Source organism: Rhizobium sp. NFR07, assembly GCF_900111905.1.
In the GTDB taxonomy this organism is placed as follows: domain Bacteria; phylum Pseudomonadota; class Alphaproteobacteria; order Rhizobiales; family Rhizobiaceae; genus Neorhizobium.
Genome location: NZ_FOKM01000002.1, coordinates 641,250 through 657,692, shown reverse-complemented (window position 1 = coordinate 657,692; position 16,443 = coordinate 641,250). Strand labels below are relative to the sequence as shown.

The 16,443-nt window shown below is 62.6% G+C and carries 12 protein-coding genes; 9 read left to right on the top strand and 3 right to left on the bottom strand.

All coding sequences use genetic code 11. The features are described from left to right. Positions 1-236 (top strand): transposase (locus tag BM216_RS06815; RefSeq protein WP_177230718.1); only part of this gene is annotated, 236 nt, incomplete at its 5' end. A 607-nt stretch (positions 237-843) separates the two neighbouring features. Here the strand turns inward: BM216_RS06815 and BM216_RS06805 are convergent. Further along, the gene (locus BM216_RS06805; protein WP_210217027.1) at positions 844-1,161 is read right to left on the bottom strand and encodes a hypothetical protein; all 318 of its coding nucleotides are present in this window, start codon (positions 1,159-1,161) and stop codon (positions 844-846) included. Between the two features lie 76 nt (positions 1,162-1,237). Continuing rightward, positions 1,238-1,993: an alpha/beta hydrolase family protein gene (locus BM216_RS06800; RefSeq protein ID WP_092996874.1), complete on the bottom strand. Its 756-nt coding sequence runs from the start codon at positions 1,991-1,993 to the stop codon at positions 1,238-1,240. A gap of 277 nt (positions 1,994-2,270) precedes the next feature. On the opposite strand from BM216_RS06800, the gene BM216_RS06795 reads away from it, so the two are divergent. The 6 genes from BM216_RS06795 to BM216_RS06765 all read left to right on the top strand — a co-directional run bounded on the left by BM216_RS06795 (position 2,271) and on the right by BM216_RS06765 (position 13,930). Then, complete coding sequence (locus BM216_RS06795) at positions 2,271-4,829, top strand: HWE histidine kinase domain-containing protein (RefSeq protein WP_092996871.1); 2,559 nt, start codon at positions 2,271-2,273, stop codon at positions 4,827-4,829. Between the two features lie 112 nt (positions 4,830-4,941). After that, entirely contained in the window at positions 4,942-5,640 is a 699-nt protein-coding gene (locus BM216_RS06790; RefSeq protein WP_092996868.1) for a pentapeptide repeat-containing protein, read from the top strand. A gap of 343 nt (positions 5,641-5,983) precedes the next feature. Beyond that, on the top strand, positions 5,984-9,961 hold the full coding sequence (locus BM216_RS06780) for a peptidoglycan-binding protein (protein ID WP_092996862.1): 3,978 nt from the start codon (positions 5,984-5,986) through the stop codon (positions 9,959-9,961). A gap of 362 nt (positions 9,962-10,323) precedes the next feature. Then, entirely contained in the window at positions 10,324-11,250 is a 927-nt protein-coding gene (locus tag BM216_RS06775) for a sulfite exporter TauE/SafE family protein (protein WP_092996859.1), read from the top strand. Beyond that, positions 11,250-12,050: a TIGR02186 family protein gene (locus BM216_RS06770; RefSeq protein ID WP_092996856.1), complete on the top strand. Its 801-nt coding sequence runs from the start codon at positions 11,250-11,252 to the stop codon at positions 12,048-12,050. The genes BM216_RS06775 and BM216_RS06770 overlap by 1 nt, the downstream gene beginning before the upstream one ends. Before the next feature lie 89 nt (positions 12,051-12,139). Beyond that, positions 12,140-13,930, top strand: a complete 1,791-nt coding sequence (locus BM216_RS06765; RefSeq protein ID WP_092996853.1) for a chloride channel protein — start codon at positions 12,140-12,142, stop codon at positions 13,928-13,930. 57 nt (positions 13,931-13,987) lie between these two features. Here BM216_RS06765 and BM216_RS06760 read toward each other — a convergent pair whose 3' ends face one another. Next, on the bottom strand, positions 13,988-14,776 hold the full coding sequence (locus tag BM216_RS06760) for a DUF4394 domain-containing protein (RefSeq protein ID WP_092996850.1): 789 nt from the start codon (positions 14,774-14,776) through the stop codon (positions 13,988-13,990). A 284-nt stretch (positions 14,777-15,060) separates the two neighbouring features. On the opposite strand from BM216_RS06760, the gene BM216_RS06755 reads away from it, so the two are divergent. Continuing rightward, the gene (locus tag BM216_RS06755; protein ID WP_244530108.1) at positions 15,061-15,612 is read left to right on the top strand and encodes a sigma-70 family RNA polymerase sigma factor; all 552 of its coding nucleotides are present in this window, start codon (positions 15,061-15,063) and stop codon (positions 15,610-15,612) included. Beyond that, positions 15,609-16,361: an anti-sigma factor gene (locus BM216_RS06750; protein ID WP_092996844.1), complete on the top strand. Its 753-nt coding sequence runs from the start codon at positions 15,609-15,611 to the stop codon at positions 16,359-16,361. The genes BM216_RS06755 and BM216_RS06750 overlap by 4 nt, the downstream gene beginning before the upstream one ends. The last annotated feature ends 82 nt before the right edge of the window (positions 16,362-16,443 follow it).

Below are 16,443 nucleotides of genomic sequence, written 5' to 3'. Positions count from 1 at the left end.
GTGATGTTGCCCGAGCAATAGCCGCAACACCAGAATACGTGCAGTCACGGCATCGCCGTAAGAAGGTCGAGATGCTCTTTGCTCACCTCAAGCGCATTCTCCGGATGGCGCGCCTGAGACTGCGAGGTCCATGCGGTGCCCGCGATGAATTCCTGCTTGCAGCGACCGCCCAAAACCTCAGGAGGCTTGCCAAGCTGAGGCCACTGCGAACGCCGCAAGGCGCTATCGCCGCCTGACGGCGGCGGAGATGAAACCCTGCGCCGAGGCGCGGGGATCGAAAACGCAAACCCGCCGTCCAAAAGGAAAAAACGGCAGGACGAGCGGAAAATCAGTCGAGTTTTTCAACGATATCGGCGCATTTCAGCCATAGCGGCATCCGGCCAATTGCGGACATCGCTTGGAAGGGTAGACTGCCTATCAGAATTGAGGGCAGATAGATTGCACCAGACAATTACGCTTAATGTGGATCCGTACCTTTCCGATGAACAATGGGCAAAAGTTCACGAAGTTTACCGTGGCATGGACGGGTGGATCGACAGGGCTCAGATACCGTGCTGGTACGGTACAGCCAGCAACGAGCCATATATCACTGCTTCAGTCGAGCCAAGCGGCCTTGTCTTCGAAGGTAATGTTGAGCCTATTTTGTGGACGGGATGGATTTCGGTCATCTGTGCGAGGTTGACGCAAACGCTCGGCACTGCGGTTCATGATGCAGAAATGTAGAAGCGGTTCTCACACGTCGGCGCGCATCACGTCTATTGGCGCAAACCAGCCATGATATCTCTCGGCCCAAAGCGGTCCTATGGTGTTGCGACATGCAGGTCCGGTTGATGGCCGGTCACGTCAGCCGGGCGGGCGCTCAGAAGGAATGGCGTAGACGTGGGCCGACGGATCAATGTGGAACTGGGCATTGTGCCTGATGCACCAATCTTCCAGTTCCTTCTTCAATGCGTGCCAAAGAGGTCGCGCCCATTCTGGCCCACGTCGCTCCCATTCCGCCTCAGTTGGGAGATATGCAGACAATACACCGATTGGGAGTTCGAGAACGAAGGAGCCGCCGCTTCCCGAAACCACCAATTCTTCTTTCCAACGTGTATGAAAGCGAAACACTTGCTCTGCCATACCAAAGTTATACGGCACACAGATATCGGTGCAACTCATTGGATTGTCGCCCGAGCGAAAGCTTGTTTCCTAAACGTCCTCCCGACGTCGCCTGACGACCCTAACGGGACAACGATCAATGAACAGTTGCCACCTGAGCAAATACGCGGGTAAGGAAATCTCGGAGAATGGGAGTGACCTGCTCTCTGGGAAGGCGATGGCCGCCTTCTAGCGCGTGAAACTTTACAGGAACCCCTGCACGTGCAAGAGCCTCGGAAAATCGTTCAGCCTGATCGACCAATGCGCGATCATCGTATTTGCCGTGAAGAAGCAGTGTTTCTGATCGTATGTTATGAGCGTGATAGAGCGCAGACCGATCTAGGAAGGCTTCGTGTGAAAGACCCGCTTCTTTCTGAATAGCATGTTGGAGGCCTCGCCCGCTGTTCATATATGCGTCTCTCAAATCATAGACACCGCCAGTCAGGATGATGGCTTTGAGATCGGCCACCTTAGCTGCCACCATGGCAGAGGCGACAGCACCACGGCTATTTCCGTATAATACGATACGCTCTGGATCGACCGACGGCTGCAACTTGAGGAAATTCAACGCCGCGACAATGGCGTTCTGTGTCGACGGTCCGCAGAAATCCTCTGGACCGTCCGATGTCCCGAAACCAGGCTGCGATACGGAGGCCGCTGTTATGCCGAGGCGCGAGGAGAACCGGACGAGTGATCCGTCATCAACCGCCTCCTGCCCACCTATAAGAAGCCCACCCTGATTGCCGTGAACGAACAGTATCGCTCCGCTCCGTCGATCTGACGCACGGGCCTGGAATAGCTGAACACGAGCGCCATCGCCCCGATCTATGGTGTGTTCTGTTACCTCAGACATGGCAGTCATCCCGTTGCAACTGCTGGTGAGGATATGATGGCGAGGCCTACTGTTAATAACAGCTAATCGCGCAAAGCTGCCGAAACGACGCGAGGGTCGCCGCTCAGCCTTGGAGCGGTCAGAAGCAACCGGAAACAAAGCAGGCGCGGGATGGATTTGTAAGTAGGCCGACATATATGGGGCAGGCGGGCAATTTGTGGGCGAGGACATTGGAACTTCTCCCGAAGTTTCCGATTGACTTCGCCGTTACACTTTTCAATTTCCGATCAAAGGCCCCATGAACCGTTCCCCAGTCGATCTTACCAACTGCGACCGCGAGCCGATTCACCTGCTCGGCGCCATCCAGCCAATTGGTTTCCTTCTCGCAGTCACTCTCGACTGGATCATTGCCCGCGCATCGGCCAACGTGGCGGAATTCCTGCCGGAAACGGACGGCGACCTTGTCGGGCTTCCGCTCAACGAAGTTTTTCTGTCCGAAACGATCCATAGCCTGCGCAACAGGCTGGCGACGCTTCGCGGGGCAAATGCCGTCGACAAGATCTTCGATGCCAAGCTGACCGATCGCGGCCCCCTGTTCGACATCGCCATACACACATCCGGCGGACAGATCGTGATCGAGGCACAGCCGTCGGCGACCCGGCACGGCGACACGACGGGCATGGTTCGCTCCATGATCTCCCGGCTCGATCTCATGGGCGAGCCCGAAGCCTTCTATCGGGAGGGTGCGCGGCAGGTGCGGGCACTCACGGGTTTCGACCGCGTGATGGTCTACCGGTTTGCGGAGGACGGATCGGGCGAGGTCGTCGCCGAAACCTGCAAGCCGGGCATCGGCTCGTTCAAGGGCCTTCACTACCCCGCCAGCGACATTCCCGCCCAGGCACGGGAATTGTACAAGCGGAACCTTCTGCGCGTTATTTCCGACGTGGATGCGGTGCCGGTACCGGTGCTGCCGCAACGGGACGAGAAGGGACAATTGCTCGATCTGTCCTACTCGATCCTGCGGTCGGTCTCGCCGATCCACATCGAATACCTGAAGAACATGGGCGTGCGGGCTTCCATGTCGATTTCCATCATGGTCGACGGGGAACTCTGGGGCCTGTTCGCCTGCCATCACTATTCGGCAAAGTCGCCGAGCTTCGAGACCCGATCGGTCTGCGAACTCTTCTCGCAGATGTATTCGATGCGCCTGGAAAGCCGGGAACGCAAGGAAGTGATGGAATACGAGCGGCGGGCGCGGGATATATCCGACCAGCTTCTGGGCGCGGTCGCGACCAACGAGATGCTGCTCAACGATCCCGAATGGCTCGCAGGGATCCTGACCGATGTGATCCCCGCCGAAGGCGTGGGTGTGTGGATCAACGGCAATTATGCCTTCTGGGGCGTGACGCCTTCCACCGAGCAGTTCGCACGCATCGTCAGGGCGCTTAACAGCGCGGCCGCAACACGCGTCTATGCCACCGATGAGATCGCATCGCTGGTGCCGGAGGCGGAGGAATATACCGATAGCGCTGCAGGCATGCTGGCCATCCCCATCTCGCGTTCTCCGCGCGACTACGTGATCCTGTTTCGCGGGGAGCTGGTCCGTTCGGTAAGATGGGCGGGCGATCCCCACAAGCCTGTCGAATATGGTCCGAACGGGCCGCGCCTGACCCCTCGGGAAAGCTTTGCCGAATGGCAGCAGCTCGTTAAGGGCCGAAGCCTGCCGTTCACCGCCCCGGAAAAGCGCGTGGCGGAGACGCTTCGGGCAACGCTGATCGAGGTGGTCCTGCGCCTTGCCAGCGAGGCGAGCGCCCAGCGGGACGCGGCGAACCGAAAGCAGGAAGTTCTCATCGCCGAGCTGAACCATCGGGTTCGCAATATCCTCGGTGTGATCAGAGGTCTGATCCGGCAGGCCAAGCCCTCGTCCGACAAGATAGAAGACTTCGTCGATCTGGTGGACGGCCGCATCCACGCCCTGGCGCGGGCGCACAACCAGATTACCGACGACCACTGGGGACCCGCGCCGATCGGCGCTCTCATCGACGCGGAGGCGCGCGCCTTCCTGGATGACAAGGACAAGGGGATCCATGTCACGGGCGAGCCGGTGCTGCTGAACCCGCAGGCCTATTCCACCATGGCTCTCGTGGTGCACGAGCTGGTGACGAACTCGACCAAATACGGCAGCCTTTCCGATGGCGGTCATGTCGATGTCTCCTGGTCGCGCATGCAGGATGGCGGATTGCTGTTCGAGTGGCAGGAGCGCGGCGGCCCGCCGGTGCAGCCGCCAACCCGCAAAGGGTTCGGAACCACGATCATCGGCCGCTCGGTCCCTTACGATCTGGGGGGCCAGGCAAAGATCGACTACGCGAGCACGGGGGTCCGGGCCACGTTCCAGATCCCGGCACGTCATGTGTCGGATACGGCCGGGCCGCAATCTCCCGCGCCGATCAGGCACACCCGGCACTCCCCCGCTCACCCGATGAGGAAGGTCGAAGAGAAATTCCTTGCCGAGCAGAAGGTTCTGCTGGTCGAGGACAGCCTCATCATCGCACTCGATGCCGAAGATATCCTGACGCGGCTCGGGGCGGAGGTCATGACCGCATCCTCCGTCGAGAGCGGACTGGAAATCGTCGACACAGACCCGCCTACGCTTGCGGTGCTGGACATCAATCTCGGCGACCAGACGAGCTTTACCGTCGCGGATCGCCTCGACGATCTCGGCACGCCCTTCATATTCGCGACCGGCTACGGCGAACAGGCGATCCTGCCCGAGCCCCACCAGCATCGAACGGTGGTTCAGAAGCCTTACACCCTGGAAGGCATCGCCCGCATTCTGGAGGAACTGGTCGCGAAGTAGCGGCCAGCGAATAGAGAAGTTCGATTTCCGGACTTCGAAAAATTATCTGTCGTGCAGTCAACATTCGCAACGCCGCATGCTAGTCGAGAGACGCATTCAAGGGTGTTCCGGCATGGGCGACAGCGGCTCCACTACAATCGTGAGGATCGAGAACCAGGCGCTGCAGCGGGCCGAGGCAGAGCGGCATCTGGCCGCCGGGCACCGCCTGCAGTTCGTCGACTGCCCGATGGAGGAGAACGATTTCTCGGGCCTCGATCTTTCCGGCTCGAGCTTCGAACGTTGCATGCTGACAAGGGCGGTGTTCGACGACGCCAGCCTGGAGAGCGCCCGGTTCGTTTCCTGCCGCGGATCGTTTGCGAGCTTTATCGATGCCGACCTGACCGAGGCGGTCTTCAGCGACAGCGATTTCGCCAACGCCAACTTCCGCCGTGCCACCCTCACCCATGCGTCGATCCGCTCCTGCAAGATGCTGGGCGTGGACTTTTCCGACATCAAGGCGATCACCATGGACCTGCAAGACGTGGGTATGGCGCTTGCCAAGCTGCCCGGGCTTTCGTTTCGAAAGGCACGGCTGACGGGCGTCGATTTCAGCGAGGCGGATCTGCATGACTGCGATTTCCGCGAGGCGATCTTCCAGAAATCATCGCTGAGAGACGCCAATCTGGTGGGATGCCGCTTCACCAATGCCGACCTGAGGGGCGCCGATCTGGGTGGCCTGCGGCTCAACGACGCAAGGCTTTTCAAGGGGGCGATGATCTCGCGCGATCAGGCGGCCGAACTGCTTGGACAGATGGGGCTCAGGATCGGCTAGCGCTCCCCGCGGACGAGGCAGGGCGGGCATGCGGCGGATCGCCCGCTGTGCCACGGCCAGCGCTCGGCATTAACCTGTCGGGACCCAAGCTGCTGTTTTCACACATTAGCAAATAATAAAATAGTTAAAATCTGCGCCCGTCTTAACGACTTGTTTACCATGTTTTCCGACATAGTGGGCGATCCGGCGGCGCGAAGCATTTACCCCGTAAATCAGCCGCAGCCGCCATAGTGGCAAGTCTTGCGTAAGGTTCTTCTTATATTCGAACTTACTTACGGAATGAATCTCCGAGTCAGAGTTCATAGAGTGGAATAGCAGGACCAACGTCGAAGCGAGCGAGCACATGAACGGATCACGATCAGCACCTCCGCGTCACGGCGACCGCTCATCCCTGGATGCGTTGAACCGCACCATCGAGGGACTTGAAGCGCGCATCCAAGGACTGATGGCCGGCGCAGGCCGGACCGCCTACCAGGAACGGGCCGTCGTGGGCGCGCCGGCTCCGGTGGCCGCTGCAGCGCCTTACCCCGCCACCCTGCCACCGGCACAGCACGGTTCCCAGCACACGGGCGGCACGACCCGCAGCGTGCTGGCCGAGATCCGCGAAAGACAAAGGGCGCTCGAAGACGCCGCCCAGCGCGTGCAGGCTTCGCAGCCGGCAAAAGAGACCTATGTCGAGGCACCCCGCATGCCGGCCCCGCGCATGGCGGAACGCCCGGCCGCACCGATGCACGAGCGCGTGCAGCAGACCGAAGCGCGCCGAGGTGCCGCACCGCTGGCCGATCCTTCCCGCCAGCGCATGGTTGCCGCCCGCCTTTCCGACGCGACCCATCGCGGCGATGCAGGTGCAGCCCCGGGTGCGGCCTCGGGCATCCAGGATTTCAACGACGCATTGGCCAGGCTTCGGCAGGACCTGAAGCGTGATTTCTCCGACGGTTTTGGCCGCGAGATGAAGGCGCTCAGGGACGAGGTGCGGGCAATCAAGCTGCAGGCAGAGGATCACCGCCTGTCGCCGAATGTCGAATCCGATCTCACGCGGCTTGCCCAGGGCATCGATCAGCTGACCATGCAGGCGACGCCGGAGGCGGCCGGCCTGCGCGCCGAGTTCGAGGAATTGCGGGTCGTGATGGACGGTCTTGCACGCGAGACCTCGCTGCAGCAGATGCAGAACCAGTGGCAGGGACTGGAAGAGCGCATTCAGGAAGCGGATGCGTCCGCGCTCAGGGAGGAGATCGTCGCGCTCGCCTATCGCACCGACGAGATCCGCAACCAGCTCGGCCTGATGGCCGACAGCCCGGTCATCCGGGCGCTGGAAGAAAAGCTGCTCAGCCTTGCCGGCATGATGGAAAAGCTCGGCACGCGCATGCAGCCGACCGATGCGGAACTGGGCAAGCAGTTCGGCATGCTGGACCAGCGTCTCGACGAAATCAGCCGCGCGATCGCCGCCAATGTCCGCGCCCCGGCCTCCACCGCACTCGATGATATCGCGCTGCAGCGGCTGGAAGGCCGCCTCGGCGCGTTGATGGACCATGTCGAGGACATCGGCCGTGCGACTTCCGACACCAAGGCCACCGATGGCCTGTCGCTACGCATTGAACTCCTAGCCGGCAAGATCGAGGAACTGGCCGAGGAGCAGGCCGCCGCACGGCTGGAAGAGCGTATCGAACAGCTGACGGCGCTGATCCACGAATTGCAGCCGCCGGCCGGACAGACCGAAGAGCTGACAGGCTATCTCTCCGACATTTCCCGCAAGATCGATGCGCTCGATTCGAACTTTACCGAACACGGTCTCGGCGAACGGCTCGAATATCTGGCGCAGCGCATCGATGAGATGGAGAAGCAGCCGGCTGCCGACGAGGAGAGCAATGCGGCCTTCGGACGGATCGAGGACCGGCTGAGCGACATCGCCGCGCGCCTCGACGAGGCTTCCGCCGCGCCGCAGAACAATGACGACGCCCTGCGCGGGCTGGAAGCCCAGATCGCCCATCTTTCGACGCTGATCTCCCAGCCGAGCGGCACGTCCGCATGGTCGCCGGAATTCGACACGCGCATGGCGGCGATCGAAGGCTATATGGCGACCAATGACGAATATATCGTCGAGGCCGCCCGCCAAGCCGCCGAGACGGTGATCGAGGCCTATTCGCGCAATCTGGTGGCCGGCACGGCAAGCTCGGGCGCCGACGTTGCAGCGCTCTCGGGACTGGCCGAGGACCTCAAGCACCTGGAAGACCTGGCGCGCAATTCCGAAAACCGCACCCACCAGACCTTCGAGGCTCTGCACGGAACGCTCGTGCAGATCGCCGAGCGGCTGGACAAGCTGGAAGGCCAGATCAGTGGGGGCAGCGCCCGCGCGCCCCATGCCGAAGAGGCACCTCGCCAACAGATGTTTGCCTCCGCAGCGCCGGCGCGCCAGCAGGTGGCACCGGCCGTCGCTGCCACCGATCCGGCCATGGCACCGGCGCTCTCCGTCGAGCTCGTCGAAGAGCTTGCCGGCATGAATACCGGGCAGACCGAGGCAAAACTGCGCGACAGCAGCGCGATTTCCTCGACCCTTTCCGACCACATTCCTGCGCACGCCGAGCCCGTCGAAATCGATGGCGAGGACGAACAGGCACCGGCAAAGAGCGGTCTGCTCAGTGGCCTGACTCGGCGTTTCCGCTCAGGCGGCAAGCAGGAGGCGGCGCCCGTCGCCCGCACACTGGTCGAACCGGCACCATCCATCGATCCGTCGGAAGCGATGGGCGACGTTCTTCCGCCGGAACGTGAAAACGACCTGCTGGAGCCGGGCTCCGGCGCACCGGACGTCAAGAAGATCCTCGAGAAGGTTCGTGCCAGCCAGGCAGCCGGCGAGTTCGATCGCGAGAAAAGCGGCGAGCGCGCCGATTATATCGCTGCCGCCCGCCGCGCCGCTAAGGCCGCCGCACAGGAAGCCGACCCCTCGCAGCGCGGCTCCCTGCCGAAGGCAGAGGTCAAGTCTGGCAAGGGTAAGGTCGGCGCCGCAAAGGCAGCCAAGGGCCCGTCCGCCTTCTCGCAGCACCGCCGGCCGATCCTGATGGCGGTCGGTGCCGTGCTTCTGGCGCTGATGGCCATGCCGCTGATCAAAACGGTGACCACCAGCCAGGAGCCGCAGATGGCGGCCGTCGAGGCGCCCGCAGAGGAGAATACCGAGCAGTCGGCTGCACCGGAAACCACACCGGCGACAACCGCCGACAGCACGACCACCGATATGGCGACCGACCAGCCGCCGATGCCGGAGGTACAGACGCCGCCGGATACCGGCAGTGAAATGGCCGCCGAAGGGAACGGCACGGACGGGCCGGCGAATGACGCCACCTCCGATGCGACCGCACAGGATGGCGCAATGCCCGAGAGCCTGGCGGAAATGCCGGAGCCGACGAGGACGCAGTCTGAGACCGCCCCCGCCGCCTCCTCCGAGCAGCCCGCCGCGACAGCATCGGCCGACATCGTCGTGCCGGCCGGGATCGAGCCGAAATCGCTTGCCGATGCCGCTTCCGGCGGTGATGCCAATGCATTGTTCGAGATCGGCGCCCGCTTCAGCGACGGTCGCGGCGTGAAGGCCGATCCGGCAGAGGCTTCCAGATGGTACCGCCTCGCAGCCGACCGCGGCCTTCCGCCAGCGCAGTACCGGCTGGGCAACATGCTGGAAAAGGGAACCGGCGTCGTCCGCAATCTCGACGAGGCCCTCTCCTATTACCGGCTTGCAGCCGAAGCCGGCAATTCCAGCGCGATGCACAATCTCGCCGTCCTCTACGCCTCCGGCGTTACCGGCAAGCCCGACTATGCGGCAGCCGTTGAGTGGTTCCGCAACGCGGCCAATCATGGCGTCGTCGACAGCCAGTTCAACCTGGCAATCCTCTATGCCCGCGGCAACGGGGTGAAGCAGGACCTGGAAGAAAGCTACAAGTGGTTCGGCGCAGCCGCCAATGGCGGCGACACGGATGCCGCGGAGAAGCGCGACGAAGTGGCCAAGGCGATGCGCAAGGAGCAGCTGGACAGTGCCCGCGCCAAGCTTGATGCCTGGAAGGCGATGCCGCTGGATCCGAAGTCCAATTCTGTGGACATTCCCGATGAATGGGCCTCCGGCAAGGGTGTAACGACGGCCTCAGTCGACATGACGAAGGCGATCCGCAACATACAGGCCATCCTCAACCGCAACGGCTTTGACGCCGGCACGCCGGACGGAAAGATGGGCGCCAAGACGGTTGCCGCCATCAAAGCCTTCCAGAACTCGATCGGCCAGGAAGCGACCGGCAAGGTGAATGACGCGCTGGTGCGCGAACTTCTGGCGCGCAACGGCTAGGTCCGGCCGGACAACAGCTCTCCAGCGGCTGGATCGGGTCAACGCATCCAGTCCAGCTTTTTTTGCGCGCTGGCCTCGGTCAATGCCGACGCGCGACGGGACGCGGCGCAAGCAAATCTCGACTTAACCGACCGGGATTGCGGTGACGCGGCATATTCGCCACGCAACGGGGAAATCAGCCTGAATCAAGAGCTTGCGACATCATTCGGTGTTCGCAGCGGTTTGACTTGGGCCGTGATGCGGGCGCATGAGGATAACCATCTTCATGCCTTGTTCACCGGGCATGTGAGACCATCTGCTGCCATTCACGCGGAGCGCCGTAAATCGGGCGATTCCGCCATTTCGCCTTGTCGGGGTCAACCGTGACTGTGTACCTGCCCATAGCAGAGCTTTCGGTGAATATTTTCATCATCCTCGGCATGGGCGCGGCTGTCGGTTTTCTCTCCGGCATGTTCGGCGTCGGCGGCGGGTTCCTGATCACGCCGCTCCTGATCTTCTATAACATCCCGCCGGTCGTGGCCGTCGCCACCGGGGCAAACCAGGTCGTCGCCTCTTCGGTTTCCGGCGCGATCACCCATTTCCGACGCGGCACGCTCGACATGAAGCTCGGGACGATCCTGCTTATCGGCGGCCTTGTCGGGGCGACCGTCGGCGTGTGGATCTTCTCCTGGCTGCGCAGCATCGGCCAGCTCGACCTGTTCATCTCGCTGCTCTACGTCGTGCTGCTGTCGACCATCGGCGTGCTGATGCTGCAGGAAAGCGTGCGCGCCATGCGCAAGGCGAAGCTGAACCAGCCGCTTCCCTTGAAACGTCCCGGCCAGCACAACTGGGTGCACCGGTTGCCGCTGAAGATGCGGTTCAAGAAGTCGAAGATCTATCTCTCGGCGATCCCCGTCGTCATGCTCGGATTCTTCATCGGCATTCTCACCTCGATCATGGGTGTCGGCGGCGGCTTCATCATGGTTCCGGCGATGATCTATCTCCTGCGCATCCCGACCAATGTCGTCGTCGGGACCTCCCTGTTCCAGATCATCTTCGTCACCGCCTATACGACCATGGTACAGGCGGCGACCAACTATTCCGTCGATATCGTTCTCGCCTTCATCCTGATGGTGGCCGGTGTGATCGGAGCGCAATACGGCGTGCGCGTGGGCCAGAAGCTGCGCGGCGAACAGCTGCGCGCATTGCTGGCGCTGCTGGTTCTGGCCGTCGGCATACGCCTGGCGATCGGCCTTTTCATCCGCCCGGAGGATCTCTACTCAGTCGCGGTCGGAGGGATAGGCTACTGATGCTGAAGCAGCTCGCCCTCCTCTCAATGTTCATTATCGCGCCGGCCGGCGTGAGCCTCGCACAGCTGCCGCTCGGCGAGGCTTCGAGTGCACAGGAAGGTCTCGACATCGGCGTCTCCTCCAACGAGATCGCCATTACCTCGGATTTTCGCGGCGCCGACCTGACGGTTTTCGGTGCGATCACCAATGCCGACGACCTGCTGCTCGCGATCGGTCAGTACGACATCATCGTCACGCTGGAAGGGCCGCGCGACTATGCCACCGTACGGCGGAAAGAGCGTGTGCTGGGCATCTGGATCAACACCGAATCGATGACCTTCGAGCAGGTGCCCGAGAGCTATTCGATCGCCAGCACGCGCCAACTGGACGACGAGACCCAATTGACCGCGCTCGACAATATCGGTGTCGGCATCGAGCACCTACCGCTCAACCCCACCGGCTATATTCGCGACGTCGGCCAACTGTCGGAATTCCGCGAGGCCTATCGGCGCCTGAAACTCTCCGGCGGGCTCTACCAGAAGGAGACGAGCGGCGTGCGCTTCGTGTCTTCCAGCCTTTTCCGTGCTTCGCTGCGGCTGCCGGCCAACGTACCGGACGGCGTTCACATCGTGCGTGCCTATCTGTTCAAGGGCGGCACGCAGGTGACCCAGCGGGAAATTCCGCTTCGGGTGGTCAAGACGGGTCTCGAACAGGCGATCACCGACGCGGCCCATGACCGGCCGCTCGCCTACGGCGCGTTCTGCGTGCTGATCGCCATGTTGACCGGCTGGGGTGCGAGCCTCGTCTTCCGCAAGGATTAAGCCGCGTGACCGATCAAGAGCAGCAACCGGTTCCTAACGAGGATCAACGCCCTAGTTTGCAGGAGACGTCGAAAACGCTCACTACGGCCATGCTGCAACGCCTTATCGCAAGACTGCCCGATTTCCGCATCCTGCTCGATCCGGCGCAGCTGCGCGTTCTCATCCGCCGCAGCGAGTTCGGCCTGATCCTGATCGCGGCCGTGGTCGGCATCCTGGCCGGCCTGGCGGTTGCGGCGATGAGCTTCATCGCCCATGCCATCCAGATGCTGGTCTACGGCATCGGACGCCACGAAAGACTGAGTGCCACGCCGGGGCTCAATCCCGAGATCGTCATCTGGGCGCCTGCCGCCGGCGGCGTGATCATGGGCCTCCTGTTCCTCATCCTGCGCAGATGGCGCAAGAAGCCGATGGTCGACCCGATCGAGGCGAATGCGCTGCATGGCGGACGGCTGTCGCTGACCGACAGTATCGTGGTTGCGGTTCAGAACCTGATCTCCAACGGCTTCGGCGCCTCCGTCGGGCTGGAGGCCGGCTATACGCAGCTTTCCGCCGGCATCGCCTCGAAGCTCGGCTTTCTCTTGAAGCTGCGCCGCCAGGATTTGCGCGTCCTGCTCGGCTGCGGTGCCGCGGGCGCCATTGCTGCCGCCTTCAATGCGCCGCTGACCGGTGCCTTCTACGCTTTCGAGCTGATCATCGGCACCTATACGATCGTAAGCCTGGCGCCGGTCGTCGTCTCGGCGCTCGCTGCGACCTTCGTGGCAAGGCTCTTCGTCGGCGACGAATTCATGATCGATATCGGCGAAATCGGCGCCGTCGTGCCGGCCGATTACCTGCCGGCCGTGGTGCTGGGCATGGTCTGCGCCGGCGGCGGCATCCTGCTCATGCAGGGCGTAAGCCAGGTGGAGGAACTGGCGCGCAAGAGCTCCATATCACCGATCTTCCGGCCGGCGCTCGGCGGTGTCGTGGTGGGCCTGCTCGCGCTGGTGGACCACCAGGTCCTGTCGGCCGGTCATGGCGCGCTGCATGCAAGCCTCAACCAGGAGATGGCGGTGGGCGCGGTGATCGGCCTGCTGCTCATCAAATCGCTCGCCTCCGCCATCTCGATCGGTGCCGGCTTCCGTGGTGGCCTGTTCTTCGCCTCGCTGTTTCTCGGTGCGCTGATCGGCAAGCTGTTCGCGTATTCGGCACCCTATCTCTTTGCCCATGCAACACTGACGCCGGTCATCTACGCGGTGGTCGGCATGAGCGCGATGGCGGTCGCCGTGATCGGCGGGCCGCTGACAATGACGTTCCTGGCGCTGGAAGTGACCGGCGACTTCCCCATCACGGCGCTGGCGCTTGCCGCCGTCATCACATCCTCGGTCGTCGTGCGAACCACATTCGGCTACTCGTTCGCGACGTGGCGTTTTCACCTTCGCGGCGAGAGCATTCGGAGCGCGCATGACATCGGCTGGATCCGCAACCTGACGGTCGACAAGCTGATGCGCGCCGACGTGAAGACGGCCAAGGCTGGCCTGTCGCTCGATGAGTTTCGCAAGGAGTTTCCGCTCGGCTCGTCGCAGCGGGTGATCGTGATCGACGAGAGCGAGAAATATATCGGCATGATCCTGACGCCGGACGTCTATGCGGCGCCGACCAAGGACGGCGAGGAGAAGCCCGAGCTGTCCTCCTTCATCCGCTACAAGAACGACGTGCTGCTGAGAAGCATGAACGCCAAGCAGGCGGCCGCGATCTTCGACAAGACCGAAGCGGAAGCGCTTGCCGTCGTCAACAACCAGATCGAGCGCAAGGTCGTGGGCCAGCTATCGGAAAGCCATACGCTGCGGCGCTACACGGAAGAGCTTGACCGGCGTCGGCGGGAAATTTCGGGCGAGCTCTGATACGAAAAGGGCGAAGCCTGATGCTTCGCCCTTCTTCTTCAAAACGCGACTGCCGGCCTACATTGCCGGAAGGATGGCGATGTCGCGGACTTCGTTGTCAACGCCGGTGATGGCACCGACCTCGGTCGCGGCACCGGTTTCCAGGTTGACGGTGTAGAGCATCTTGCCGGCGGCGAGATAAGCGGTGTTCTTGCCGCCTTCTTCCCCCTGGATATCGAAGGCATAGGTGGCCGGCATTTCCTTGAGGCCAAGCTTGCCGATCGCCTTGAGCGTGCCGTCATTCGGCTTGGTCTGCTGGATCAGCGCGCCGATCGTGGCGTCGATATTGTACATGGCCGTCTTTTCCGGCTTGCCGATCGAGTTGGTGTAGGCGGCAGCGACGATGTTCGGGGTTTCGCCCTTGTGCATGTCGCCCTCCTCGAAGGCGAGCGTGCCATCGACGGTCACCGCACCGGTGTCCGGATGGACGCGGTGATTGGTGGTGCCGGTCATGAAGCGCAGACGGTCGGCCATCGGGTTGAAGTCGACCACGACCGGGGCTTCCGTCATGGTCAGCATCTTGTCCATCTTGGCGACTTCTGTGGCGGCACCGGTTTCGAGGTTGATCGAGACGATGGCGTGGTCCGGGGTGACGCCGATGACGGTCTTGTTACCGGGGCGGAAATCGATGCCGACGAGCTTGTCGACGCCGGTGACCTCCATCGTCTTGGTGACCTCCGGCTTTGCCGTGTCGAACATGACGAGCGTCTTGTCGCCGGCAAGGCCGAGGACGGGGGCGGCGGATGCGGCAGCGGCCGAGGCGACTAGCATCGTGGATGCGACGAGTGCGGTGCGAGCGATGGTCATGAGTTTCTCCCGTTGTGTTTCCAAAATCATGGAGAGCGTTCCGGCACTTGGCCTTTTCGTTGCTCTCGGAAGGGAGACACATGGCGAGGCGCGCCTGGATGCAGCGTCGAAAAATAAATTCCATCCTGCATCCATTTCCGCCGTCCGCGTGTCTTCTACATGCGGCTTCATAACGGTCGCTGCCCCTTTGAAGACTGGACGAGAGCATGTCCGCCGTGGCAACAGCAGAGACGGAATATTCGCAAACCGGCAAATATTCAGGGAGAGAGGACGCACTGGCCTTGGTGACAGACCAATCGACGGATCTCGGAGCGGCGCTTGCCGCCTGTGCAGCGGGCGACCGCAGCGCCCTGCGCCGCATCTTCGACGAGGAGGCCGGCAGGCTGGTGGCGATGGCGCAGCGGATCGTCAGGCGGCGGGACCTCGCCGAGGAAGTGGTGCAGGAGGCGTTTATCCGCATCTGGACCCATGCCCATCAATATTCGCCGGAGCGGGGATCGGCGCGCGGCTGGATCTACGCGATCGTGCGCAACCGGGCGCTCAACCTTTTGCGTGACGGCAGCCGGGAAGACCTCGTTGCAGATGATAGGTTGGAGACGCTGCAGGATAGCGAACAGCTGGAGCAGATCATGGCCGCCTGGCACAGGCTGGACCGCAACAGCCGGCTGAAGGAATGCCTCGGCCGGCTGGACGAGACGAGGCGGCGCGGCATCCTGATGGCCTATGTCGGCGGCTATACCCATGGCGAGATCGCCGGACGGCTGAGCCTGCCGCTCGGGACCGCCAAATCCTGGATAAGACGCGGGCTCCTGTCACTGCGGGAGTGCATGGCATGAAGCTCACGCCCAGCGAATTTCCCGCTATCGCCGACGAATACGTGCTTGGCCTGCTCGACGAAGCGGACAAGGTGGCGGTGGAAACCGAAATCGAGCGCAACCCCGCGCTGGCCGAGGCCGTCGCCGAAGCTCGGGAGAGCTTCCTGCCGCTCGATACGAGTGTCGATCCCGCCGCCGTTTCTCCGGTTTTGTGGGAGGCGATCGAGAGCCGACTGCCGGAACAGGGTGTATCGCCCTCCCCGACTGCGCCCCCTATCGCGGCTGTTCAGCCCGCGTCACCGATGGCTGCCGGCAACGACAATGCCCGCGCGGGCGGAGTGAGTTCCGGCTGGCGGGCAGCAGCGGTTTCGGCCATCGCCGCTTCGCTGATCCTGGCCGGCGGGCTGGTGTGGAGCGTGACGCGAACGGTCGATCCGCTGGTCGTCGCGGTGCTGTTGAACGAGGCCGGCGAAGTACAGGCCGTGGTGGAGGATTTCGGCAACGACACGGCAAGCATCCGCCTGCTCGCCGATTTTGCCGTTCCCGCCGACAAGACGATGCAGGTCTGGACGCTGCCGTCCCGGGAAATGGGGCCGATGTCGCTCGGGCTCCTGGAAGACGCGCATTCGACGACGCTGCATGGCCCGGCCTTGCCGCGACCGCAGGACACGCAGCTCTATGAGATCACGCTGGAACAGGCCGGGGGTTCGCCGACAGGGCGGCCAACCGGGCCGATCCTCGCCAAGGGGTTTGCCAAGCTGGCCCGCTGACGAGGCTGTTGGCAAAATCGCGATCTTGACGCAGGTCAAGGCAGGTTCGCCGCCCGGGTTCATTCTTCTCCTCAAGACAGGA